21 protein-coding genes are annotated in these 24,138 nt (G+C 69.4%); 7 read left to right on the top strand and 14 right to left on the bottom strand.

The features are described 5' to 3' along the window. The first annotated feature begins 124 nt into the window (after positions 1 to 124). A complete protein-coding gene (gene apaG, locus ACFPN9_RS07570) occupies positions 125 to 517 on the top strand; it encodes a Co2+/Mg2+ efflux protein ApaG (protein ID WP_066718897.1) in 393 nt (130 codons plus the stop codon). Then, positions 514 to 1,689, top strand: a complete 1,176-nt coding sequence (argE, locus tag ACFPN9_RS07565) for an acetylornithine deacetylase (RefSeq protein ID WP_066718899.1) — start codon at positions 514 to 516, stop codon at positions 1,687 to 1,689. Before apaG ends, argE begins: the two co-directional genes overlap by 4 nt. 18 nt (positions 1,690 to 1,707) lie before the next feature. On the opposite strand, the gene ACFPN9_RS07560 is transcribed toward argE, so the two are convergent. From ACFPN9_RS07560 to ACFPN9_RS07545, 4 genes are read right to left on the bottom strand one after another with little or no spacing between them, the layout of a single operon-like run. Beyond that, positions 1,708 to 2,427, bottom strand: coding sequence for an HAD family hydrolase (locus ACFPN9_RS07560; protein ID WP_066718902.1), 720 nt, complete (start codon positions 2,425 to 2,427; stop codon positions 1,708 to 1,710). A 25-nt stretch (positions 2,428 to 2,452) separates the two neighbouring features. Beyond that, on the bottom strand, positions 2,453 to 3,460 hold the full coding sequence (locus tag ACFPN9_RS07555) for an Hsp33 family molecular chaperone (RefSeq protein WP_066718904.1): 1,008 nt from the start codon (positions 3,458 to 3,460) through the stop codon (positions 2,453 to 2,455). Beyond that, positions 3,460 to 4,380, bottom strand: a complete 921-nt coding sequence (gene argF, locus ACFPN9_RS07550; RefSeq protein ID WP_245282448.1) for an ornithine carbamoyltransferase — start codon at positions 4,378 to 4,380, stop codon at positions 3,460 to 3,462. Before argF ends, ACFPN9_RS07555 begins: the two co-directional genes overlap by 1 nt. A 50-nt stretch (positions 4,381 to 4,430) precedes the next feature. Then, positions 4,431 to 5,657 (bottom strand): aspartate aminotransferase family protein, encoded by a 1,227-nt coding sequence (locus ACFPN9_RS07545; RefSeq protein WP_066718911.1) that lies wholly within the window; start codon positions 5,655 to 5,657, stop codon positions 4,431 to 4,433. A 562-nt stretch (positions 5,658 to 6,219) separates the two neighbouring features. Between ACFPN9_RS07545 and ACFPN9_RS07540 the strand changes: the two genes are divergently transcribed. Further along, positions 6,220 to 6,777, top strand: a complete 558-nt coding sequence (locus ACFPN9_RS07540; protein ID WP_066718914.1) for a GcrA family cell cycle regulator — start codon at positions 6,220 to 6,222, stop codon at positions 6,775 to 6,777. Between the two features lie 69 nt (positions 6,778 to 6,846). Here the strand turns inward: ACFPN9_RS07540 and ACFPN9_RS07535 are convergent, their stop codons facing one another. From ACFPN9_RS07535 to ACFPN9_RS07515, 5 genes are all read right to left on the bottom strand, one after another. Further along, positions 6,847 to 7,896 (bottom strand): amino acid ABC transporter permease, encoded by a 1,050-nt coding sequence (locus tag ACFPN9_RS07535; protein WP_066718917.1) that lies wholly within the window; start codon positions 7,894 to 7,896, stop codon positions 6,847 to 6,849. Beyond that, on the bottom strand, positions 7,893 to 9,056 hold the full coding sequence (locus tag ACFPN9_RS07530) for an amino acid ABC transporter permease (RefSeq protein WP_156446482.1): 1,164 nt from the start codon (positions 9,054 to 9,056) through the stop codon (positions 7,893 to 7,895). Before ACFPN9_RS07530 ends, ACFPN9_RS07535 begins: the two co-directional genes overlap by 4 nt. Positions 9,057 to 9,181: 125 nt before the next feature. Continuing rightward, entirely contained in the window at positions 9,182 to 10,213 is a 1,032-nt protein-coding gene (locus tag ACFPN9_RS07525; protein WP_197426569.1) for an amino acid ABC transporter substrate-binding protein, read from the bottom strand. A gap of 99 nt (positions 10,214 to 10,312) precedes the next feature. After that, a complete protein-coding gene (locus ACFPN9_RS07520; protein WP_066718923.1) occupies positions 10,313 to 11,356 on the bottom strand; it encodes a GMP reductase in 1,044 nt (347 codons plus the stop codon). Positions 11,357 to 11,470: 114 nt separating this feature from the next. Next, positions 11,471 to 12,541 (bottom strand): DMT family transporter, encoded by a 1,071-nt coding sequence (locus ACFPN9_RS07515; protein ID WP_067254853.1) that lies wholly within the window; start codon positions 12,539 to 12,541, stop codon positions 11,471 to 11,473. A 302-nt stretch (positions 12,542 to 12,843) separates the two neighbouring features. Between ACFPN9_RS07515 and ACFPN9_RS07510 the strand changes: the two genes are divergently transcribed. Beyond that, positions 12,844 to 13,953: an AbrB family transcriptional regulator gene (locus ACFPN9_RS07510; protein WP_245282447.1), complete on the top strand. Its 1,110-nt coding sequence runs from the start codon at positions 12,844 to 12,846 to the stop codon at positions 13,951 to 13,953. A gap of 1 nt (position 13,954) precedes the next feature. Here the strand turns inward: ACFPN9_RS07510 and ACFPN9_RS07505 are convergent, their stop codons facing one another. Next, positions 13,955 to 15,124, bottom strand: coding sequence for a glycosyltransferase (locus ACFPN9_RS07505; protein WP_377816173.1), 1,170 nt, complete (start codon positions 15,122 to 15,124; stop codon positions 13,955 to 13,957). 179 nt (positions 15,125 to 15,303) lie between these two features. Here ACFPN9_RS07505 and ACFPN9_RS07500 point away from each other — a divergent pair, with 179 nt between their 5' ends. Further along, positions 15,304 to 16,332: a glycosyltransferase family 2 protein gene (locus ACFPN9_RS07500; protein WP_377816171.1), complete on the top strand. Its 1,029-nt coding sequence runs from the start codon at positions 15,304 to 15,306 to the stop codon at positions 16,330 to 16,332. 9 nt (positions 16,333 to 16,341) lie between these two features. Here the strand turns inward: ACFPN9_RS07500 and ACFPN9_RS07495 are convergent, their stop codons facing one another. Continuing rightward, a complete protein-coding gene (locus ACFPN9_RS07495) occupies positions 16,342 to 18,732 on the bottom strand; it encodes a Wzz/FepE/Etk N-terminal domain-containing protein (protein ID WP_156446483.1) in 2,391 nt (796 codons plus the stop codon). An 81-nt stretch (positions 18,733 to 18,813) separates the two neighbouring features. Then, on the bottom strand, positions 18,814 to 19,902 hold the full coding sequence (locus tag ACFPN9_RS07490) for an endo-1,4-beta-xylanase (protein WP_066718934.1): 1,089 nt from the start codon (positions 19,900 to 19,902) through the stop codon (positions 18,814 to 18,816). Positions 19,903 to 20,038: 136 nt separating this feature from the next. Here ACFPN9_RS07490 and ACFPN9_RS07485 point away from each other — a divergent pair, with 136 nt between their 5' ends. Next, entirely contained in the window at positions 20,039 to 21,298 is a 1,260-nt protein-coding gene (locus tag ACFPN9_RS07485; protein WP_066718937.1) for a lipopolysaccharide biosynthesis protein, read from the top strand. Here ACFPN9_RS07485 and ACFPN9_RS07480 read toward each other — a convergent pair. Together ACFPN9_RS07480 and ACFPN9_RS07475 are read right to left on the bottom strand one after the other, a co-directional pair. Continuing rightward, the gene (locus tag ACFPN9_RS07480) at positions 21,273 to 22,163 is read right to left on the bottom strand and encodes a DUF6492 family protein (RefSeq protein WP_066718940.1); all 891 of its coding nucleotides are present in this window, start codon (positions 22,161 to 22,163) and stop codon (positions 21,273 to 21,275) included. The genes ACFPN9_RS07485 and ACFPN9_RS07480 overlap by 26 nt on opposite strands. Continuing rightward, positions 22,160 to 22,966, bottom strand: coding sequence for a WecB/TagA/CpsF family glycosyltransferase (locus ACFPN9_RS07475; protein ID WP_245282446.1), 807 nt, complete (start codon positions 22,964 to 22,966; stop codon positions 22,160 to 22,162). Before ACFPN9_RS07475 ends, ACFPN9_RS07480 begins: the two co-directional genes overlap by 4 nt. A gap of 419 nt (positions 22,967 to 23,385) precedes the next feature. Between ACFPN9_RS07475 and ACFPN9_RS07470 the strand changes: the two genes are divergently transcribed. Then, positions 23,386 to 24,132 carry an SDR family NAD(P)-dependent oxidoreductase gene (locus tag ACFPN9_RS07470; RefSeq protein WP_066718944.1) on the top strand — a complete coding sequence of 249 codons (747 nt, stop codon included), beginning with the start codon at positions 23,386 to 23,388 and terminating at the stop codon, positions 24,130 to 24,132. Positions 24,133 to 24,138 lie beyond the last annotated feature (6 nt).

The raw sequence follows: 24,138 nt of genomic DNA, 5'->3' as shown, positions 1-24,138 counted from the left end.
GGATGCGCGGAAGCGGGTTGTCCACGCGAGATTGACCGGCTGCGGCATTGACCCTTCCGCCCCGGCGTCGCTAACAAGTCTGCGGCCCGCCGGGCCGGGCGCATCAGGGACGGAGCCGTTCGCGATGTATCAGGCTGAGACGCAGGGCGTGCGGGTCACCGCCGTGCCGAGCTTCATGGAGGGCGAATCCTCCCCGGCGCAGGGCCGCTATTTCTGGGCCTATACTATCGAGATCCTCAATCTCTCGGCGCAGACCGTGCAGCTGATGAGCCGGCACTGGTTCATCACCGACGGGCGGGGCGAGGTCCATGAGGTGCGCGGCGAGGGCGTCGTCGGGCAGCAGCCGGTGCTGCGGCCGGGCGAGAGCTACAGCTACACCTCCGGCTGCCCGCTGATGACGCCGGACGGCTCGATGCGCGGCTTCTATGCCATGCTGGCGGAGGACGGCACGATCTTCGATGTCGAGGTGCCGCTGTTTCCGCTCGATTCCCCTTATGTGAAGAAGGTCCTCCATTGACCCTGTCCGCCTCCACGGGCCAGCGCCTGGCGCCGCTCGACATGCTCGCCCGGCTCGTCGCCTTCGATACGGTGAGCCACAAATCCAATCTGGAGCTGATCGCCTTCGTCGAGGACTATCTCGCGAGCTGGGGCGTCTCCTCGATCCGCATCCCGAACGCCACCGGCGACAAGGCGGCGCTGTTCGCCACGATCGGTCCCCCGGACCGGGGCGGCATCCTGCTCTCGGGGCACACCGACGTGGTGCCGGTGGAGGGCCAGGCCTGGAGCCGCGACCCGTTCACGCTGCATATCGAGGATGGCAAGGCCTATGGCCGCGGCGCGGTCGACATGAAGGGTTTCATCGCTCTGGCGCTGGCGCTCGTGCCGGATTTCCTGGCGGCGGATCTCAAGACGCCGATCCACCTCTTCTTCTCCTATGACGAGGAGGTGACCTGCCTCGGCGTCGTCGACGGCATCGCCCGCATGGGCGTGGATCTGCCGAAGCCCCGCGCCGTCATCGTCGGCGAGCCGACCTCGCTCGAACTCGCCGACGCCCATAAGGGCATCCGCACCTTCTTCACCACCATCACCGGCGCCGCCGCCCATTCCTCCAAGCCGCATCTGGGGGCGAGTGCCGTTCATGGCGGCATCCGGCTCTCGGCCGGGCTCGTGGCGATGGCCGACGAGCTGGAGGCCAGGCCCGACGGCAGCGGGCGCTTCGATCCGCCCTACGACACCGTCCATGTCGGCAAGTTCCATGGTGGCATCGCCCGCAACATCCTGGCCGATCGCTGCGACCTCTCCTGGGAGGTCCGCACGCTGCCGGGCTCCGATCCGGAGGACGTGCCGGCGCGCTTCGCCGCTTTGTCGCAGCAGGTGCTGGAGCGCATGCGCAAGACCGCGCCCTCGGCGACGATCGAAACCGTCATGAGCTCGGACGTGCCGGGGCTGGCGCCCGATCCGGGCTCGGAGGCCGAGACGCTGGTGATGCGGCTCGCCGGCCGCAACCGCACGATCGCGGTCGCCTATGCGACGGAGGCCGGGCATTTCCAGCGCGCGGGGCTGCCGACGATCGTCTGCGGGCCGGGCTCGATCGACCAGGCGCATCAGCCGGACGAGTACATCACGCTGGAGCAGTTCGCCGCGGGCGAGGCCTTCATGCGCAAGCTGATGGCGGAGTGCAGGGGGTAGGGTCCGCGCGGCGGCGACCTATCCGGCCGCCGCCTCCGCCTCGATCAGCCCGACCAGTTCGTCGAGCGCCGACAGCCGGGCGAGGCGGCGATAGCGCGGCGCGCCGACCGGCTCTTCGGCATGCTCCAGCGCCCAGGTCAGCTCGTGCGGGATGTGGACGGCCCAGGAGCCGGCGGCAAGCGCCGGCAGAACGTCCGATTTCAGCGAATTGCCGACCATCATCGCGCGCTGCGGGCCGTCGCCATGCCGCTCGAAGATGCGGCGATAGACCTCCGGCGTCTTGTCGCTGACGATCTCGACGCCGTGGAACAGCTCGCCGAGGCCGGACTGCGCCAGCTTGCGCTCCTGGTCGAAGAGATCGCCCTTGGTGATCAGGACAAGGCGATGCGTAGAAGCGAGCCGCTCCAGCGTCTCGCGCGCCTGCGGCAGGGTCTCGACCGGATGGGCCGCCATCTCGCGGCCGGCGGCCAGGATCTCGCCGATGACGGAAGCCGGCACGGTGCCGTCGGTGATCTCGATCGCGGTCTCGATCATCGAGAGCACGAAGCCCTTAATGCCGAAACCGTAGAAGGCGAGGTTGCGGCGCTCGGCCTCGAGCAGCCGCCCGGAGATTTCGGCCGCAGCGCCATGGGCACCAAGCAAAGCGACGAAGCGCTCCTCGGTCAGGCGGAAGAAGCGCTCGTTCTGCCAAAGGGTGTCGTCGGCGTCGAAGCCGATCGTGGTGATGGGGCGCGTCATCGATCCCGCTCCCTTCGGCCGTCGATCAGGCTTCGGCGGACATGCCGTCCTCGACCTCGCCGGGTGTAAAGACATAACGCCGCGAGCAGAATTCGCAGGTCACGGCGAGCTGCCCGTCATCGGCGACCATCGCCTTGCGATCCTCCGGCGAGAACCCGCGGAGCATGCCGAGCACACGCTCGCGCGAGCAGCGACACTCCTCGCGGACCAGAACCGGCTCGAAGACGCGGGCGCCGCGCTCGTGGAAGAGCCGGTAGAGCAGCCGCTCGCTCTCCAGCAGCGGGTCGAGCAGCTCGTGATCCTCGATCGTCTCGACGAGCGAGCGCGCTTCCGTCCAGGCGTCGTCATCGATGCCGTCCGGATCCGAGGCGGTCAGGATCTCGTGGCCCTGCGGCGCATCGCCGGGATGGATGTCGGCGGCCCGCAGCCGGTCGATGGAATGCGGCATGAACTGCACGAGCAGCCCGCCGGCGCGCCATTGCCGGCCTTGCCCGGTGACGATCGAACCGACGCCGAGGCGCACCCGGCTCGGAATCTGCTCGGACTGGCGGAAATACTGGTGCGCCGCCTCTTCCAGGCTCTGGCGCGTCAGCGCCACGAGGCCCTGATAGCGCGTGGCGACGGAGCCCTGGTCGACCGTCATGGCGAGGTGGCCCTCGCCCAGCAGATCGCCCGTCGAGAGCAGGCCTGCGGCCTCGGCCTCCGCCAGCCGCTCCGCATCGAAATGGGCGACGGCGCGGTAGACATCCGGCGCGTTGAAATCGACGACGAGCATCGAGATCGGCCCATCGCTCTTGGTCTGGAGCTGGAAGCGGCCCTCGAACTTCAGCGCCGTGCCGAGCAGGACGGTCAGAGCCGCCGCCTCGCCGAGGACTCGCGCCACGGCGTCGGGATAGCCATGCCGCGCGAGGATGGTGTCGATCGAGCTGCCGAGCCGCACGACACGGCCGCGCACGTCGAGATCGGGCACGGTGAAGGGGACGACGCGATCGTCCAGCGCCGAGACCTCCGCGCCGCTGTCAGTGCCGTCCATCAGGCGGAGACCCCGCCGAAGCACCAGGCGAGGATGCCCTTCTGCGCATGCAGGCGGTTCTCGGCCTCGTCGAAGACGGCCGATTGCGGGCCGTCCATGACGGCGTCGGTGACCTCCTCGCCGCGGCTGGCCGGCAGGCAGTGCATGAAGATGGCGTCCTTCTCGGCCCGGCCGAGCAGGCGCTCATCGACCTGGTAGGGCCTCAGCAGGTTGTGACGCGTGCCTTCCTCGTCGCCCATCGAGACCCAGCAATCGGTGATGACGCAGTCGGCCCCCTCGACGGCGGCCTCCGGCTTCGTGCTCAACGACAGCCGGGCGCCCTGGTCCTTCGCCCAGGCGAGCAGAGCCGGCGGCGGCGCCAGCTCCTCCGGCGTCGCGATGGCCAGTTCGAAATCGAGCCGGCCGGCGGCGTGGATCCAGGAGGTCAGCACGTTGTTGGTGTCGCCCGTCCAGGCGATGCGCTTGCCCCTGATCGGCCCCTTGCGTTCCTCGAAGGTCATGACGTCGGCCATGACCTGGCAGGGATGCTGGCGCTTGGTCAGCCCGTTGATCACCGGAACGGTAGCATGCTCCGCCATCTCGACCACGGCGTCATGGTCGAGCATGCGGATCATGATGGCGTCGACATAGCGCGAGAGCACGCGGGCGGTGTCGGCGATGGTCTCGCGCTCGCCGAGCTCGATCTCGCGACCGGTCACCATCATCGGCGAGCCGCCGAGTTCGCGGATCCCGACATCGAAGGAGACGCGGGTGCGCAAGGATGGCTGTTCGAAGACCATCGCCACGACCTTGCCCTCGAGCAGACGGTCGGCGGCGGCCGCCGGGGTGCGGCGGCGAGCCTTGATCTCCTCGCCGGCGCGCAGGATGGCGCGCAACTCGGTCGCGGAGAAATCGGAGAGATCGAGGAAATGGCGCGTCACGGGCGCATCCTTCGCTTGCCTGATGGGGGCGGGGCCGGAGCGGGCCGGCTCTATTCAGCCGCGGGCCGCTTCAGCGAGGCTTCGACGGCGCTCGCGGCGCGGTCGAGACGCGCGACGGCCTCAGTGACATCGGCCTCGCCGATGATCAGCGGCGGCAGCAGGCGCACGACATTGTCGCCGGCGCCGACGACGAGAAGGCCGGCGGCGCGGGCCTCGGTGACGAAATCGGTGTTCGGCGTGTGCAGCTTCAGGCCGAGCATCAGGCCCTCGCCGCGGATTTCGGCGATGACCTGCGGATGCCTGTCCTTGAGCTCGGCCAGCGACTGCTTCAGACGCAGCGCGATCTGCCCGACCTTCTCAATGAAGCCCGGCGCCAGCACGACGTCCAGCACCGCATTGCCGACCGCCATGGCGAGCGGGTTGCCGCCGAAGGTCGTGCCATGCGTGCCCAGCGTCATGCCAGAGGCAGCCTCTTCCGTGGCGAGGCAGGCGCCCATCGGAAAGCCGCCACCGATGCCCTTGGCGATCGACATGATGTCGGGCGTCACGCCCGAGAGCTCATGGGCGAAGAACTTGCCGGTGCGGCCCACGCCGGTCTGGATCTCGTCGAAGATCAGCAGCAGCCCGCGCTCGTCGCAGAGCGTGCGCAGGCCGCGCAGGCATTGCGGCGGCACCGAGCGCAGACCGCCCTCGCCCTGGATCGGCTCGATCATGATCGCGGCCGTCTCATCGGTGATCGCGGCCTCGAGCGCCGCATGGTCGCCGAACGCGACCTGGTCGAAGCCGTCGACCTTGGGCCCGAAGCCTTCGATGTATTTCTGCTGGCCGCCGGCCGCGATCGTCGCCAGCGTGCGGCCGTGGAAGGCGCCCTCGAAGGTGATGATGCGGTAGCGCTCGGGATGGCCCTTCGCGGCATGGTATTTCCGCGCCATCTTGATGGCGGCCTCATTGGCCTCGGCCCCCGAATTGGCGAAGAAGACGCGCTGCGCGAAGGTCGCCTCGCAGAGGCGCCGCGCCAGCTTCTCGCCCTCCGGCATCGTGTAGAGGTTGGAGGTGTGCCAGATCTTCCCGGCTTGGGTCGTCAGCGCCTCGACCAGATGCGGATGGGCGTGGCCGAGCGCATTGACCGCGATGCCCGCGCCGAAATCGAGATAGCGGGTGCCGTCGGCGGTGATCGACCAGGGACCTTCGCCCCGCTCGAAGGCGACGGGCGCGCGCGCATAGGTCGGCAGCAGGACGGAGGGAGCGGCGGAAGCGGAAACGGGGGCAGAGGCCATGGGATGCGATCCTCGCGACGGCGATGGTGAAAACGGAATGGCGCCGGACTGAAAACGGTGGTCCGGGCGAGACGGCGCCAAAAGGGTGGCGGCCGAACGCGACCCGGCGACGACGTTATCGTCGCAGCCAGAGTCCGGTTTCTCGTCGCGCCGTCATCCGCATCGCTGCAAAGCCCTGATCCGCAAAACATAAGCGCCGCCCGAGAGGGCGGCGGCGTCGTTGCCGAACTATGCTAAAGGGCGCCGCCTCTGTCAATTCCGCAGCGGCCCGGCCCAGATTCCGCTGCCGGGAGGCAGTGTTGCCGAAAGGATTCGGTTTCGGGCGGATCGTCGAATCGACTGGGGAAAAAGCGATTTCCGATTCGCCGACTCTTGTCGCCGAGTCAGGGCATCTTGTAGGGTCGGCTTCGTCAGATACGACATTTCGTGCGGCGACCCCAGTATCCGTCAGTTTCGACTGTCACGGCTCCCGTCTTCGACGGGCGCCGGGGATATCGGATTCCGCCACGATCCGCCCATAGGACGGCTCCGCCAGGGGCCGGCCGAGATGACAGGTGAGCCGATGAACGAAGCCGGAGCATGGACGGAAGAGCGCGTCGAGCTTTTGAAGAAGCTCTGGAGCGACGGGCTCAGCGCCAGCCAGATCGCCGCCGAGCTCGGCAGCGTGACCCGCAACGCGGTGATCGGAAAGGTCCATCGCCTCGGCCTCTCCGGGCGCGCCAAGAACCCGGCCGCCGCAAGCACCCCGCGCGCGGCCGCCCCCCGCAAGGCCCCGACCCGCTCGCCGAGCCATCCGATGGGCGGCCCGTCGTCCAATCCGGGCGCGATGACGCGCGGCGCCAATGCGCTCGCGCCGCAATATGCGCCCGAGCCGGAGGCCCAGGCCGAGCCGGAGCCTGCCCCGTCGGAGGATGTGGTGATCCCCTTCTCCGAGCGCGTCACCATCATGGATCTGCGCGAATATATGTGCCGCTGGCCGATGGGTGACCCGACGACCGCTGAGTTCCGCTTCTGCGGCAGCCGCTCGCAGACCGGACTGCCCTATTGCAGCTACCATTCCCGCATCGCCTATCAGCCGGCGGCAGACCGCCGCCGCGATCGCAGCAAGGTTCGCGCCTGAGCGCAGCGCCTTCGTCTGATGCAGAAAAGCCGGCCTCGCGGCCGGCTTTTTCGTTGCGTGGACGCGGCCTCAGCGATGCTGGCGCCGGCCCAGCATTTCGAGGCGGCGGCTCCAGCGCGAGAGGGCGAAGCAGATCAGCCAGTAGATCGAGCCCGAGAAGACATAGGCTTCCATGTTCATGCCGACCCAGGCGGGGTCGGCCAGCGAGGCCTGGGCGATGCCGAGCAGGTCGAGGATCGAGACGACGAGCACGAGCGTCGTGTTTTTCACCAGCGCGATGAATTCGTTCGTCATCGCAGGCAGCGAGATCCGCAGTGCCTGGGGCAGGATGATCAGCCCCGTCGCCTTCCAGTAGGTCAGGCCGAGCGCGGTCGCGGCCTCGCGCTGGCCGGGAGGCAGCGCCTGCAGGCCCCCGCGCACCGCTTCGGCCATATAGGCCGCGATGACGAGGCCGAGCCCGATGACGGCGCGCGCCAGCCGGTCGATGCCGACGCCGCCGGGCAGGATCAGCGGCAGCAGGAGCGAGGCGAGGAAGATCACCGCGATGATCGGCACGCCGCGCCAGAACTCGATGAAGAGCACGCTGACCAGCCGGACCACCTTCAACTGCGACTGGCGCCCGAGCGCGAGCAGGATGCCGAGCGGGATCGCGATCAGGCTGGCATAGACCGAGATGAACAGGGTCAGCATCAGCCCGCCCCATTCGCGCGTCTCGACCCAGCGCAGGCCGAAGCCGCCCGCGAGCAGCCAGATCCCGAGAGGCGGCAGCACGACCAGCGTTGCGATCGCCAGTTTCAGTCTGAGGCGCTGCGGGGCGAGGACGATAGCCGCAATGGCGAGCACGAAGAGGATGCCGGCGAGATCGGCGCGCCAGCGTTCGCCCTGCGGGTAGAGCCCGTACATGAACTGGCCGAAGCGCGCCTTCACGAAGACCCAGCAGGCGCCCCCGGCGGTGCAGTCGGCGCGCGTCGTGCCGCGCCAGCTCGCATCGATCAGCGCCCAGCGGATGATCGGGATCGCGAGCCAGGCGATCGCCGCCGCCAGCAGCAGGGTGACCACGGCCGTGGCGGGCGTGCCGAACAGGCGCTGGCGCCAGAGGGAGACGGAGGCCGCGCTCATCGCGTCACCAGGGCGATGCGGGCGTTGTACCAGTTCATGAAGGCCGAGACGGCGAGCCCGATGACGAGATAGACGGCGAGCGTCATCGCGATGATCTCGATCGCCTGGCCGGTGTTGTTAAGCGCCGAGCCCATGAACAGGCTGACCACGTCGGGATAGGCGATGGCCGCGCCGAAGGACGAGTTCTTCAGCACGTTGAGATACTGGTTGGTCAGCGGCGGGATCATCACCCGCAGCGCCTGCGGGATGACGACGAGCCTGAGGATGCGGCCCGGGCGCAGGCCGAGTGCCGCGGCCGCCTCGGTCTGGCCGCGGGGCACGGCCTGGATGCCGCCGCGCACGATCTCCGCGATGAAGCCCGCCGTATAGGTGACGAGCGCCGCCAGCAGGGCGACGAATTCGGGGATCACGACGAAGCCGCCCCGGTAGTTGAAGCCGCGCAGCACGGGCACGTCCCAGCCCGTCGCCAGGCTCGCCCAGGTCACGGCGAGCGCCGGCAGAAGCAGCACAAGCCCGACACCGACCGCCACAACCGGCGCGTCCTGTCCCGTGCGCTCCTTGCGGCGACGGGCCCAGGCGGCGACCAGCGCCTGAGCGATCCAGGACAGAAGGATCGCCGCGACCGCCCAGCGGAACACGCCGGGCGCCTCGGGCAGCGGGATGGTGAGGCCGCGATTGTTGAGGAAGGCGACGCCGAAGACGCTGACGCTGTCGCGCGGCGCGGGCAGGGCGGCGATGACGCCGAAATACCAGAACAGCACGAAGAAGAGCAGCGGGATGTTGCGGACGAACTCGATATAGGCGCCGGCGATCGTCGAGAGCAGCCAGTGCGAGGAGAGCCGCGCGATGCCGACGAGGAAGCCGAGCGCGGTGGCGAGAGCGATGGCGACGACCGTCACCAGCAGGGTGTTGGCGACGCCGGCCCAGAACAGGTCCAACACGGTGCTGGAGCGGGTGTAGCCCGTCAGCACGAAGGGCACGTCGATGCCCGAATTGCGCCAGAGGAAGTCGAAGCCCGAGGCGATGCCGGCCTTGACCATGTTCTCCGAGGCGTTGCGCACGAAGAACACGGTCAGGGCCGCGAGCCCGAGCAGCAGCGCGGCCTGATAGACCACGTCGCGCACGCGCTTGTCGTTGAGGAGGGCGAGGGCTCTGGTCAAGAAGCGGCGCCAAGGGATCGTTGGGCGTCATTCTCGGGCGCAGCGTCGCTGCGACCCGAGAAGCTCATGACGCGGAGGCTGGTTTCCGAGATGGTCGGGTCAAGCCCGACTATGACGAGAGGCTCTCACTGGAAGGGCGGGGTGAAGAGCAGGCCGCCCTTGGTCCAGAGCTGGTTCTGGCCGCGCTCGAGCTTCAGCGGCGAGCCCATGCCGACGGTGCGCTCGAAGCTCTCGCCGTAATTCCCGACCTGCTTGATGGCGTTGTACATCCAGTCGTTGGAGAGCCCCATCATCGCGCCGAAATTGCCCTCGACGCCGAGCAGGCGGCGGACTTCCGAGTTTTTCGAGCTCGCCTTCATCTGGTCGACATTGGCGGAGGTGACGCCCAGCATCTCGGCGGCGATGGTGCCGTTCAGCACCCAGCGCACGATGAGCTGCCAGCGCTCGTCGCCCCAGCGGGTCACGGGGCCCTGCGGATCGTTCGAGATCGGCTGGGTCAGGATGATGTGGTCGCCGGGGACCTTGAGCTTGACGCGCTGGCCGGCGAGCGCGCCGACGCCGGCGGTGTAGGCGTCGCAGCGGCCGGCGTCATAGGCGGCGATGGCGTCGTCGTTCTTCTGGAAATTGGTGATGGTGACCTTGAGGTTGCGCTCCAGGAACCAGTCGGAGGCGTTCTTCTCCTCGGTCGAGCCGGCGGCGACGCAGATCGAGGCGCCGTCGAGATCGGCCGCGCTCTTGGCGTTGGTCGCCTTGCGGACGATGAAGGTCTGGCCCTCGTAAAAATTGATGCCCTGGAAGTTCAGGCCGAGCGAGGCGTTGCGCGAGAAGGTGATCGTCGAGTTGCGCGAGAGCAGGTCGACCTGGCCCGACTGCAGGATCGGCCAGCGCTGCTGCACCGAGGTCGGCGTGAACTTGACCTTCTTGGCATCGCCGAGGACGGCGGCGGCCAGCGCCTTGCAATAGTCGACGTCGAGGCCGGTCCACTCGCCCTTGTCGTCGGCGAAGGAGAAGCCGGGCAGGCCGAGATGCACGCCGCATTCGATGTGGCCGCGGGCCTTGATCGCATCGAGCGTCGGGCTCGGGGCAAGCTGCTGGGCGCTCGCTAGGGAGGCGCTCGCCGCCAAAGCGGCGGTGGCCGCCAGAACTGTCTTCATCATCGTCGTCTCTCCCCCGGGCCCGTTGCGGCCTTCGGCTTCTCGAAGGGCGCGACTATGCAACAGCCGGGCCGGCGGCGGTAGAGCGGGCCAAGGCGATTTTCAGCTGCCGAAAACGGTGTTGAGCTGGCTGCCGACCATGATGAAGGTGGTGCGCTTGGGCACCTCCTTGAGCCGGACGGCGCCGATATAGGTCATCGCCGAGCGCACGCCCCCCATCAGCTCCTGCATCGTGCCCTCGACCGGGCCGCGATAGGGCACCTCGACGGTCTTGCCCTCGGAGGCGCGGTATTTGGCGACGCCGCCGGAATAGCGCTTCATCGCCGTGTCCGAGGACATGCCGTAGAAGGTCATGCCGACGGGCACCTTCTCGCCGTCGCGTTCCTCGTAGCGGATGTCGCCTTCGCATTCGTCATGACCGGCGAGCATGCCGCCGAGCATCATGAAGTCGGCGCCGGCGCCATAGCCCTTGGCGAGGTCGCCCGGCACGGTGACGCCGCCATCGCCGCAGACCAGGCCCTTGAGCCCATGGGCGGCATCGGCGCATTCGATGATCGCCGAGAGCTGCGGATAGCCGACGCCGGTCATCTTGCGGGTGGTGCAGACGGAGCCGGGGCCGATGCCGACCTTGACGATGTCGGCGCCGGCCAGGATCAGCGCCTCGGTCATGTCGCCGGTGACGACATTGCCCGCCATGATGACGGCATCGGGATACTCGTCCCGGGTCGCCTTGACGGTCTCGACGAATTTCTCGGTGTAGCCATTGGCGACATCGAGGCAGATCTTGTCGATCGGCGACTGGGCGTGGACCCGGGCGAGCTTGTCGTGGTCCGCCTCGGTGGTGCCGAGCGAGAAGAAGGCGTTGACCGATTCCGGCTCGCGGAAGAAGGCGGCGAGTTCGTCGGGGCCGTAATGCTTGTGCAGCGCCACCATGGCGCCGTGGCGGAACAGGGCACGCGCCATCTGCATGGTGCCGACGACGTCCATGTTCGCTGCGATCAGCGGAAACCCCGTCCAGTCGCGGCCCGTATGGGCGAAGCGGAAGGAGCGGAAGACGTCGACCTCGGCGCGGCTGCCGAGCGTCGAGCGCTTGGGGCGGATCAGGACGTCGCGGAAATCGAGCTTCGGGTCGTTCTCGATGCGCATGGGCGGCTCCTTCGCGTCGGGACTGCACGCGCGCGACTGAGGCCGGATCGGGCCCGCGTGCGCCGATTCATAACCCCGGCGGCGGCTGCCGGGCAATGCAGGGGGCGGGTCTCGTCAGGGTGCGGCCGGCTCGCGCGGCAGGGTCCGGGCGTTCTTGCGGATGGTGTAGAGCGTCGCGCCGATCACGATGGCCGCCCCGATCCAGGTCGACAGCGCGGGAATCTCGGCGAAGAAGACGAAGCCGGTGAAGCTCGCCAGCAGCAAGCGGCTGAAATCGAGCGGGGCGAGCGCTGCCGCCTCGCCGACCTGATAGGCCCGCGTGATCAGCCACTGCCCGGCCGTGCCGAACAGGCTGAGCACGATCAGCCAGAACCATTGCGTGGCATCGGGCGGCACCCACCAGAGCCAGGTCGGGATGGCCAGCGCGACCATCATCACCATGCCCTGCCAGATCAGGATCGTGTCGGTGCGCTCGGTCGCAGCCAGCATGCGGACACTGACGGTGATGCCGGCATTGAGCAGCGCGCCGGCCACCGCGAGCAGGGCGAAGGTATCGAGCCCCTCGCTGCTGGGCTTGAGCATGACCAGCACGCCAAGGAAGCCGATCACGGTCGCGATCCAGCGACGCGCGTCGACGACCTCCTTCAGGACGATGACCGCGGCGATGGTGACGAAGAGCACCTGGCTGAAGCCGATCGCCGTCGCCTGCGCCAGCGGGATCTGGATGACGGCGGTGAAGCCGCAGAGCATGGCGGTCAGCGTCAGGATGCTGCGGATGACCTGCAGGCCCGGCCGGCGCGTGCGCAGCATCGGCCGCAGGCCGCCGCGCGACATCGCGAGCAGCACGAGGCTCATCACGATCTGGCGGATCAGCAGGATTTGCACCAGCGGGATCACCCCGCCGACATGCTTGATGGCGCCGACCATCACCGCATAGACCAAGAGCGCCGCCATCATATAGGCAGAGCCGCGCAGATTGGGGCTGGCAACGCTCCACCAACGCGTCAGGCGGGCCCGCCGGGAACGCACGGCACCCACGGCTGCAGCCGGCTCGAGCGTGGGAGGCGGCTCTCGGCTTGCGACAGGCTCCGCCGTGTCGAGGACGCGCGGGGGTGGCTCGATTTCGGCCGAACCCTCGCCTTGCGCCAGGCGATCTTCGCGCCCGGTCTGCCGTTCTTCGCTCATCGTCCTCGACCGTCGGCAACGGGCGTCGCGGCCCGGCCGGGTGTTTCCCCATGAGAGTGATCGAGGAAATCGCGGAGTCGCGCCAGAGCCGGCCGCACATGCCGGGGTTGTGTCGCGGCGATGCGCCGGAGGGACAGATGCGGCATGTGCCGCCCGGACTTTCGCGCTTCGCGCCTGCGGTCTAGGAGGGCACCGCCTCGCCACCACGCCGGAGCCTGCATGTCGGCCGCTTCCCGATCCGCTTTCCCGAGCACGCGCCCGGCCGTCGCGCCGGGCGTCGCGAGCCGGGCGGGCCGCCTGCGGTGAGGACCCTGCTGAGCGATTTCGTCGAAGGTTTGCGCGGGCTGCATCCGGCGCGCTTTCCCTATCGGCGCTTCGCGCTGGCGCTGCTGATCGGCGGGCTGGGCGGCTATCTCTTCGTGCTGGGGCGGCTGCCTTTGCCCTGGATGCTGGGCTCGATGGTGGCGTGCACGGCGGCCGCGCTGCTGCGCTGGCCGGTGGCGGCCCCCTCCGTCATCCGCCCGCCGATGACGATGGTGATCGGCGTGATGCTCGGCGCCGGCTTCAAGCCGGAGGTGATCGCGCAGCTGCCGAACTGGCTGCCGACGCTGGCCGGGCTCGTGCTGTTCATGATCGCCTGCGCCCTCGCCTGCGTCGCCTATTTCAGAAAGGTCGCGGGGTTCGATCCGATCACCGCCTTCTTCGCCGGCATGCCGGGCGGGCTGATCGAGATGGTGACGCTCGGCGAAGAGAAGGGCGGCGATGCGCGCATCATCGCGCTGATCCACTCCGCCCGCATCCTGCTGGTGGTGATGACGCTGCCCTTCATCGTGCAGTGGATCGGCGGCGTGCCGATCGGCGGCAACCGCGTCGCCGGGCCCTCCGTCTTCGCGACCCCGCTCCTGGCCGAACTCGTCCTGCTCGCCTGCGGCATCGCGGGGATCGTGCTGGGCGAATGGCTGCGTCTGCCGGCGAAGTTCCTGCTCGGGCCGATGATCGTCAGCGCGATCGTCCATGTCTCGGGTCTGAGCGACTCGGTGCCGCCCTTCGAGATCGTCAACGCCGCCCAGTTGATCCTCGGCATCACCATCGGCTGCCGCTTCGTCGGCACGGCGCCGCGCACCATCCTGCGGGTGCTGGCGCTGTCGGCCGGTTCGACCGTGATCCTGCTGTCGCTGACGCTCGCCTTCGCCTGGCTGGTCGCGAAAGTCTCGGTGCATGGGCATGTGCCGCTGATCCTGGCCTATTCGCCTGGTGGGCTGGCCGAGATGAGCCTGATCGCGCTGGCGCTGCACACTGAGGTGGCCTTCGTGGCCGCCCACCACATAATCCGGGTCTTCCTGGTGATGATCAGCGCCGGGCCGTTGTTCGGGCTGCTCATCGGGCGCGGCCCCTCCAAACCGGGCTCTTAGCTCAGGCCCGGGCCGCGGCGAGGCCCCGTTCCAGCCCCTCAGCCAGGGCCTGGCGCTGACGATCCAGGAAAGCCGCCCCATTGAGGCGCTGGCGATCGCCGGCCCGGATCGCGGCGAGCCGGGCGACCAGTTCATCCGCAAAGGCGCGGGGATCCTCGGCCTGCGTGACATTGGCCGGCATGTCGGAAAAACCACGGCAGGAGAGCGGCGTCGCGACCGCGGGCAATCCGAGAGCGAGCGCTTCCACCGTCTTGAGCTGAACGCCGGTGCCGGCGCGGCTGGTCAAAGCCACGATCCGGCAGGAGCGCAGGAAGGCGTCGGCGGCCGGGACGCGTCCGAGGAAGCGCACGCCAGGCGGTGCCGTCACGCCCGGCGGCAGCCGGCCCGCGACCGCGACGGTCACATCCGGCGGCAGGAGCGGGCAGACCTCGCGCAGGAACCAGTCGAGGCCGATGAAATTGGGCGTCCAGGTCCAGGTGCCGATGAGCCCAACGTCGTGAGCCGGCTCCGGCTCGGCGACCGCGGGCGTCTCCGGCGCCGCCGCGACAGGGAGCAGGGGCAGCGCGGCCGAGCGGGCCGCCAGCGCGGGGCCGAGGGCGGCGCGATCCTCCTCCGCCAGCGTCCAGACGAAGCGGCAGTCGCGCCAGAGCCTGCGCTCGATCTGCTCCAGCAGGCGCGCCTCGCGCCGATAGAGCCGCTTCAGCACGGGATTGCGGGCATGGTTGGCGCTCTGGCCCGCCGAGACATATTCGATGTTGTGCTCGACCAGCAGGCAGGGGGCGAGACGGAGCAGATCCGGAAAGGCGCCGGGCAGCATGACCGAATTCAGCACGATGGCGTCGAAAGGGCCTTCGGCGCGGACCGTCTCGACGAGGCGGCCGGCGCCCGCCAGGCGCAGCTTGGCGCAGGCGACGGGCAGGCGCAGGCGCAGGGCGGCCGCGATCCAGCGCAGGCGCAGGCCGGGGGACGCCACGGCGTTTTCGATCTCGGTCCTGGCGATGATGCGGGAACGGTCCGGATCGGCCGGCTCCTCGCCCGGCCGCAGGAAGCCGAAGGCCGTGACCTCGTGCCCGGCGCCGCGCAGGGCGTCGAGGATCGCGGCATTGGCGATCTCGAAGCCGGTGTCGGGCCGGGCGACGGGAACCAGTGCGGTGAGGAAGGCGAGACGCAAGGGAAGAAGCCCGGCCGGAGAACCATCTGCGGCGCACACCGCAGTCGCAGCAAGGCCTCGCCCGCGGGCGCGGGTCAAGCGCGGCGCGCGAGCATGATCAACGCTTCATGGCCCGGTCCACCGCCGATCCAGCCATCGCGATCACGGAACCTTAAGCGCGGCGGGCGATGATGGACGCGATGAATGCCCTCGACCCGATCCGCAACCGCGCCGCTGCGCTCTTCACGACGCCGGAGCCCTTCAGCGTACTCGCCAGCTCTCCCGAGGCTACGCTGGCGGGTGTCGAGAGCGTCGTCTGCGTACCGACCTTTCGCCGGCCCGACCTGCTCGAGGCGACATTGCGCTCGCTCGCGGCCCAGCAGGGCGGGCATGATGTCGCTATCATCGTCGTCGAGAACGAAGGCATTGAACAGGCTGGTGCGCAACGCGCCGCGTCCCTGCTCGCGCAGGGGCTGTTCAAGGGGTTCGTCATCGTCGAACCGCGTCAGGGCAACTGCAAGGCCTACAACGCCGCCTGGCGCTGCGCGCTGACGCGCTTTCCGGCGCTGAAGCAGGTTCTGGGCATCGACGATGACGAGACCGCGACGCCGCTCTGGCTCGACGCCTTCCTGAAGGCTGCGCGTAGCGCCCCGGCCGAGTTGTTCGGCGGCTCGGTGACGCCGGACTTTGAGGATTCCTCGCGCGCCTGGCTCTCCGCCCACCCGGTCTTCCGCTCTCATTATGCCGCCTCAGGCCCGATTCCGATCCTGTTCTCGAGCGCGAATTATTTGATCCGGCGAGAGGTGCTGGAGCGGCTCGGATACCCGTTCCTCGACGAGCGTTTCGACTTCACCGGTGGCGGCGACAGCGATTTCTTCACGCGGGCGAAAGCGGCCGGCTTCCGCTTCTGGTGGGTGCAGGAGGCGGCGCAGCGCGAGACGATGCCGGCCCGGCGCAGCGAATTCGGCTGGATCCAGGCCCGCGCCCTGCGCAACGGCGCGATCTCCGCGGCCATCGAGCGGCGGCTGCGTCCGGGAACCTCCGGCCGGCTGCGCGTGCTGGCCAAGTCGCTGGCGCTCCTCGGCGCCAGCCTGCCGCGCGGCCTCGCGCTCGGCCTGAAGACGGGGTCTGCCGTGATCGGCCTCTATCACGCACAGGTGGCGGCCGGACGCCTGCTGTCGGAGTTCGGCGTCGCCAACGAGCAGTACCGCAAGCCGGAAGCGAATTGAGGCCGGTGCTCAGGCCTCGTTGACGACGAAGCCGCGCAGCTTGTCGGCCTGTTCGCCGAGCGCCGCCGTCGCGCTGGCGAGATCGCCCTCGCCGACCGCGCCCTCGCGCAGGACGAGGACGATGTCGTCCGCGACCTCGGCGAAGCGAAGCGCGAGACCGTCCGTCCCGACCGCGCCGCCATCGATGATGATCGGGCCGAAACGGCGGGCCTTCTCTAAGAAGCCGCTCCCGATCTGCTCGACGCCGACCAGATCGGTCCGGCCGACGCGGGGCAGGAAGAACAGGCCGGTGCCCTCGTCCTGCAGCGCCGCACGCACGAGCCCGACCTTGCCCGTGACGATGTCGTGGAGCCCGAACTGAGCCTCCGGTGCATAGATACGGGTCAGGGATTCCTCGCCCAGGCTCGCATCGACCAGCATCGCCGGCAGGCCGGCCTGCGCCGCATCGAGCGCGAGATTCAGCGCGAGCGTCGAGGCGCCCGCATGGGGACGCAGGGCGAGCACCAGAACCCGCCGATGGTCGCCGCCGGAAGCTTGCGCCGCGAGGGCGGAGCGCACCGTCCGCACCGCCTTGGCGAAGCCGGCATTCGGCTTGTCGAGCACATCGACCAGATGCGTCTTCGCCTGGAAGACCGAGCGGATCTCGCCATCATCACGGCGCCAGCGGCGGTGGCGGACGGCCGGCAACGTCGCCAGCAGCGGGGCGGCGGCGGTCCGCAGCAGATCGGGCACGCGCTCGGCCTGCCCACCGTTGATCGCGACGAGGCGACGCCAGCCGGCCTTGGCCGCCGCAGGACGCGGCGCGACGGCCACGGCCGATGGCACCGCCATCAGCGGGGCCGGGACGGGCTTCGCTTCGGCTGGAGCGGCGGCCGCAGGCGGCTGGGCCGCTTCGCTCTCCTCCGCCTGTCGGACGGGGCGCCGCGGAAGGGGCAGCGGGCCGAACAGAGCGAGCCCGAGCGCCAGCGCGACACCGGCCCCGCCGCCGGCGATGCCGCCGAGCAGCGCCAGCGTGCGCCGGCTGATGCCGCTTTTCTCGAGCGGCGGCATGGCGGCGCCGATGACGCGCGCATTGGTGGTATCGATGCCGGCGAGCTCGCCCGTCTCGCGGGCGCGACGCAGGAAGGCGTCGTAGACGACGCGCGAGGATTCGACCTCGCGCTCGAGCTCCCGCAGCTCGACCGAGGCGCGGCTGGCGGCATATTGCGAGGCCGTCAGCTGATCGACACGGCGCGCGATCTGGCGCTCGGCCTCGACGGCGCGATCCAGCTCGACCTTGGCGGACCGAGCGATGCGGGAGAGTTCGTCCGAGATCTGGCGCCGCGCGTCGCGGGTCTGGGCCTGGGCGGCGGCGAGGGCGGGGTGGCGGGCGCCGAGCGAGGCGAGCAGGTCGGCCTCCTTGGCCAGGGCCGCGCCGAGCTGGGCACGCAGCGCCGTCATGGTGTTGGAGGCGACGGCCTCGGGGATCGCGCCGGCCTCGATGCCCGCCGGACGGGTGGCGATGATCTGGTCGTATTTGGCGCGCGCCTCGGTGACGCGGGTGCGCGACGCGACGAGCTGGGCGTTGTTGAGCGCGAGCTGCTCCTCCGTCATCGAGCGGCCGGCGCCGACTCCGACGATGTTGTTGGCCTCCTTGTAGCGCTCGGCCTTGTCCTCGGCCGTGCGCAGGCGGTTGCGCAGCTCCTCGAGGCGCGAGGTCAGCGAGGCGGTGGCGCGCTGGGCGGCCTCGGCCCGGACCTTGGCCTGGTTTTCGAGATAGGTCTCGGCCAGGGCATTGGCGATGCGGGCGGCTTTGGCGGCCTCGCGCGAGGTAACCGAGATGTCGATGACGAAGGTGCGCTCGCCGCGGCGGACGCTGACGTTCCGGTCGAGGGCCGCCAGCGCATAGACGAGCCCGTCATGATCGGGCGCGCCGCTCTTCGGCCACCACTCGGCGATCAGGCGGCCCAATCCCGATTTCGGGGCCTCGCCACCGAATTCCGGGTCCTTGTCCAGCCCCTCGCTCCAGACCACCGGCGTCTTGATGCTATCGGAGGCGATAATGCGCGCCTGGCTCTCGAGATAGCTGGTGATCGAGGTCGGGTCGCCACCGGTCGCGTTGGGCGAGACTTCGTTCTGGAGCACGCGCAGGTCGCGCGGGTCGATGAAGAGCTGGGCGGTCGAGACGTATTTCGGCGGCAAGAGCAGGCTCGCCAGAGCGGCGAGCACGAGGCCGAGGACGGCGCAGAGCAGAATGAGCCCCTTGCGCGCCCAGAGGGTCCGGACAACCCAGGCCGGATCGGTGAGCTTCGCCATGACGGCCGGCACCGCCGCGGGCGCGGCCCGGCGCTCGCGGCGATCACGCCTCGGCTCCGGCTCGCTGACGGCGGTCTCGTTGGTGAACATGACGCTACGCTTCACTCTTCCAGTCCTCGCCGGACGCCGGGACGGGAGCGTCTCGGCACGGGCAACATCGTCTCGCTCGCTCTGTCGCGGCGGGCGCTAACTCTGGCCTCGGCGATAGCGGTCGAGCACCGCCATCATCGGTTTGGGCCGGAAATCGGCATCCAGCGGCAGGGGTCGGGCTCTAGCCTTGTCCTGACGCGGAAAGGTCTCGTGGATCCAGGAATAGCGGTCGCTCAGGCCCCAGGTGACGATGGCCTTGGGCCGGCGGACGGAGGCGATGGCGTTGAGGAACGTCCCGACCAGGCTCGCGGCGGCCCGGTCGCGCGTCGCGGCATCGGCGGGGAGCTTCCAGTCGATCACGTCGAGTTCGGTGATCTCGACGTCGAGGTCGAGCTTGCCGAGCTCGACCATGAAGTTTTCCAGCCCGTCGATGTCGAGCGGGCGGTCGGCATAGAGATGCGCCTGCATCCCGATGCCGTGGACGGGGATGCCCTTGTCCTTGAGCCGGCGGCAGAGATCGAGCGCGATGCGGCGGCGCGCCGCCGTACCGGCGCCCGGCTCCTCGAAGTTGAAGTCGTTCAGCACGAGCCGCGCCTTCGGATCGGCCGCGGCCGCGGCGCGGAAGGCGATCTCGACATGGGCGGGCCCGAGCAGCCGCTGCCAGATCGTGTCGCGCATCGGTTCACCCGGCAGCGGCTCGAAGCGGATGACCTCGTTGACCACGTCCCAGGTCGCGATCCTGCCCTTGTAGCGGTCGACGACCGTGCTGATGTGCTCGACAAGCTCGCGCTCGGCCTCGGCCCGGCTGGTCATGTCCCTCGCCCAGGGCGGCAGCGCCTCGCCCCAGAGCAGGGCATGGCCACGCAGGGCCTGGCCGTTGCGCTCGGCGAAAGCGACGATCTCGTCGGCGCCCGAGAAGTCGAAGCGGGCGCGGTCGTGGCGCAGCGCCTCCCATTTCAGGTCGTTCATCGGGACGATGACGTCGCAATAGCGCTTCAGCGCCTCGCGATAGCGCGGATCGGCCCGGAAGGTCTCGATCTGGGCGGCCGACCCGATGGGTATCGGCCGCGCCGCGCTGACGCCGGCGGCTTGCGCGAAACCGGTCGCGGCCAGACCCGCGGCGGCGGCCAGCGCAGCGCGCCGGGTCAGGCCGTCGATGTGTCGATCCGGATCGGGCTGTCGCATGAGCGGGGACGGTTCCGTTTCGTTTAGGGTCGTTCAACGCCTGTCGGCTAGGGTGGCGCCTCGACGCCGTCCGGATGAGGCAGAAGCCGGGCCAGACGGGCCCACGCGCATCCTGCGCGCCGCGAAAACGGACCTCATGCTGCCAGACCGCGCCGCCATTTTCGCCTACCTCACCATCCTGAGCGGCTCAGCCGGCCGGCTCGTGATCTCGCTTGTCTACTTCCTCATCGTTGCGAATACGTTGACCCTCGGCGAATTCGGTCTGTTCGCAACGGCATCGGCCACCGGCCTCATCCTGTCGCGCATGCTCGCCTTCGGCTTCGTCTCGCCGGTCTACCGGGTCGCGACGGTGAAACCACGGCTGCTGGGGGCCTATCTGGCAGGGTTTTCCGCTCTCGCCCTGCTCTCGCTGCCAGCGATCGCCGCGGTCGCCGCCCTGGCCTATGTCTTCCTCTTCGCGGAGCGGCTCGCGGCGCTGCCCTTCGCGCTGATCCTGGTCGCGGAAATCCTGTGCTGGCGGCTCGTCGAGGTCGTCGCGATCGTCAACAACGGGCTGCGGCGCTTCCGCCAGGCGGCCCTGCTCGTCATCCTCGGCTCATCGCTGCGCACGGTCGCCGCGCTGCTGTTTGCGGCTTTCGGCCGGCACAGCCTCGAGATCTGGGTCTTGGCCTATCTGGCGGCCACGACGGCGACGCTGAGCCTCGCGCTGATCTTCTTTCTGCCACCGCTGCGGTTGCGCTTCGTCCGCCGGCTCTATCCGCGCCGAATGGCGGACGCCGTCTATGCCGGGGCGGCCGAAATCGTCTTCTATGTCCAGGCCGAGCTCGACAAACTGCTGATGCTGGCGCTGGCCGGGGAACGCATCGCCGGGCTCTACGCCATCGCCATGCGCGTCATCGACCTCACCGCGATGCCCGTGCGCAGCTTCAACCAGATGCTGGTCCAGAAGATCATGAAGGACCGGGGTTTCGCCGGCGGGGCCGGCCGGCTCGCGCTGGTCGAGGCCGGCATCGCCACCATCTCGATCGGCGGGCTGCTGGCGGTGATCATTGCGCTCTGGCCCTTCCCGGGGCTGCTGGGCCGGAACGTCAGCGAAGCGGCCTATCTCTTCCTGCCGCTGCTTCTGGTCCCGGCCTTCCGCAATCTGGTCGAATACCATGCCGAGCTGCTCTATGCGCGCGAGCGGACCGGCTCGCGGATCGCGCTCCTGCTGGCGATCACCGGGCTGAAGGCCGCCCTGCTCTCCTGGGTGATGCTGCGCTTTCCGGCAGACGACGCCTGGGCTCCCTGGCTCAATCTGGTCTTCGGCGCGGTGTATGTCCTGTCGGCGGCGGTGACCTACAGGCTGCTGGCGCAGGCGGGGCGCGGCGTCACTGCGTCTCGAACAGGGCCCTGATCGCCTCGACCGGCTCGCCGATGAAGGACTGCACGCCGACGGCGACCTGCCAGGGCTCCAGCACTTCCTCGAAGGAGCGCAAGCCCTCGATCGCCCCGGCCTCGCCGCCCCAATAGACCTTGCAGAGTTCGCGCGGGTCCGGCCAGTGACGCGCCCGGTCGAGCCCCAGCACGCGTTCGACGAAATAGCCGTAGATCACATATTCCGAGAAGCCGCGGCGCGAGGCGATGGCACTGACCCAGTCGCGCCCGCTGGTGCTCTCGATATGGTCCATGAGCGCGCGGACGTTGTCGCGGCGCCAGCTCACCATGTTGTTGATGTAGTCGGGGCTCGGAAAATCCGGCGCGGGCAGGCCGAGCAGACCCGCCGCGCTGTCGCACCAGCCGCGATGTTCGCGCATCTCCGCGGCGATGCCGTCGGGCTTGCGGTAGAGCCGCACGCCGTCCTGCGTCGCGAGGCTGGCGACGTCGAAGGGCCGCAGGAAGAGCATGTCAGAATCGGCGAAGAGCACGACATCCTCGTCGCTCTTCAGCGGCAGGGCGAATTTGCGCAGCTGCTGGGCATGCCAGCCGCGCAGCGGCGGGACGCCGCGCAGCAGGGCGCGGGGGCCGGTCCAGACGCGACGGCGACCGAGGCTGAGCGGATCGGGCCAGGATTTCAGCCAGACCGGCAGCAGCTCGAATTCGGCGATGACGCGGCGGCGCGGGCCTTCGAGCGGGCGAAACAGGGCGACGTCGGCATCCTCGACCAGCAGATAATGCGCGGCGTGGCCGGTGACGAAGCGGTCGATGCTGGCGCAGAGCAGCCGGCAGCGCTCGACATCGCCGGCATAGCTCGGCGTCGCGATGGCGAAGCTCTGCGTCACGGCTGCGGCCTGCCGGTCCGCAGGCGCTGGCGCAGGATGCGCAGCAGGAAGAGCGGGTTGCCGAGGATGTAGCGGCGCCAGAGCCGGGCCGGCTCGCACCGGAGCCGGTAGAGCCATTCCAGCCGCGCTCGGCGCCAGGCTTCCGGCGCGCGCGGCACCTCGCCTGCGAGGAAATCGAACAGCGCGCCGACACCGGCCGCGACCGCCGCATGCTGCGGGCCTAGCGTTTCGGCGATCCAGCGCTCCTGGCGGGGATTGCCGAGGGCGACGAGCAGGAGATCGGGCGGGGCGGCTTTCAGGGATGCGAGCAGTACGGCTTCGCCTGCGGCGTCGAAGAAGCCGTCGCCGGCGACGCGGAAGCAGTGACGGGGATAGCGCTCGGCCAGCTTCGCAGCGGCCCGCTCGGCCACGCCGGGCCTCGCGCCGAGCAGAGCGATGGTCAGCGCGCGGGTCTCGGCCTCGAGCAGGGCCGGGATGAAGTCCGTTCCGTTCAGATTGGCCGGGAAGCTGTCGCCATGGAGCAGGCGGCTCCCCAGATCGACTCCGATTCCGTCCGGCAGGACGAGGAAGCCCGCAAGCTGCCGCAGCAGAGCCGGATCGGCCGCTGCGATGTTGACGAGGTTGGCGTTGCAGAAGGCGAGCTTGACGTGTCGGCCGCTGCTCATCGCCTCCGACAACTCCGCCAGCGCCGCGCTGCGAGACAGCAGCGCAACGGCAATGCCGCCGATGTCGCGCTGCGCGATGCCGGCCGGCCGCGCCGCCGGCATCGGAGTGTTGCGAGGGAGGGTGAGGCTGGCGGGCAAGGCTCGGGCGATCCTGGAGGAGGTCAGTCGGCGGCGTCTCGCGCCGATGGTCGGCGCCTCTTGGTCATGACGCAATGCCGGCGGGAATCAAGGCGAAGACGGCGGGGTGGTGAACGGCCTCTTCAGCCGATGCGCGAGGCCGGGTTAACCGGCAAAGCCCCTGAAATCACGCGATGTTCCGGAACGGGGCGGCGGCGCGGCGCCGGCTCGCGGAAGATCTCGCGCCCTGTGCGGGATCGGCACGGGAACAGGCCGCGCGTCCCGCTTCGGAACAGCCCAGGCCACAACAGCGGATCGGCGATCATGGTAAACGAATCGTTGCGGCCCGGCACCAGCAAGGCATCGACGCCGCCCGCGCGATCTTGTCCCTGCGGCCTTCGACCCCCTAGGGTGCGCCTCCAACGAGTCAGGGGCCGACCATGAACCAGATCGATCTGCAGGGAAGAACCGCCATCGTCACCGGAGGCGCGCAGGGCATCGGCCGCGCCGTGGCGGAGCGCTTCGCCGCCAGCGGCGCCTATGTCGCGATCTGGGACCTGGACGGCGCCCTCGCCGCCAAGACGGCAGCGGAGATCGGCGGGACGGCGACCGGGCTCGGGATCGACGTCACCGACGCGGCAGCGGTGAAAGCCGCCGCCGACGCGCTGGAGGCCAAGCAGGGCAGCGTCGACATCCTCGTCACCAGCGCCGGCATCGCCGGGGCCAATCTGAAGACCTGGGAGTATCCGCTCGACGAATGGGCGCGGGTGATGAAGCTCAATGTCGACGGCACGCTGCATTGCTGCCAGGCGGTGATCCCCGGCATGATCAAGCGCAACTACGGGCGTCTCGTGCTGGTCGCCTCGATCGCCGGCAAGGAGGGCAACCCCAACGCCTCGGCCTATTCGGCCTCGAAGGCGGCGGTGATCGCGCTGACCAAGTCGCTCGGCAAGGAGCTCGCGACGCAGGACATCGCGGTGAACTGCATCACACCCGCCGCCGCCCGCACCCGCATCTTCGACCAGATGACCGAGGAGCATATCGGCTACATGCTCGCCAAGATCCCGCGCGGGCGCTTCCTGCTGCCCGAGGAGGTCGCCTCCATGGTGGCCTTCCTCGCCTCGGCCGAGAACAGCTTCACCACCGGCGGCGTCTTCGACCTGTCGGGCGGCCGGGCGACCTACTAGGACCAC

This window comes from Allobosea massiliensis, from assembly GCF_042655245.1.
Taxonomy (GTDB): domain Bacteria; phylum Pseudomonadota; class Alphaproteobacteria; order Rhizobiales; family Beijerinckiaceae; genus Allobosea; species Allobosea massiliensis.
Note: the sequence above shows the minus strand (reverse complement) of the source record. Positions and strands in the feature narration are given on the sequence as shown.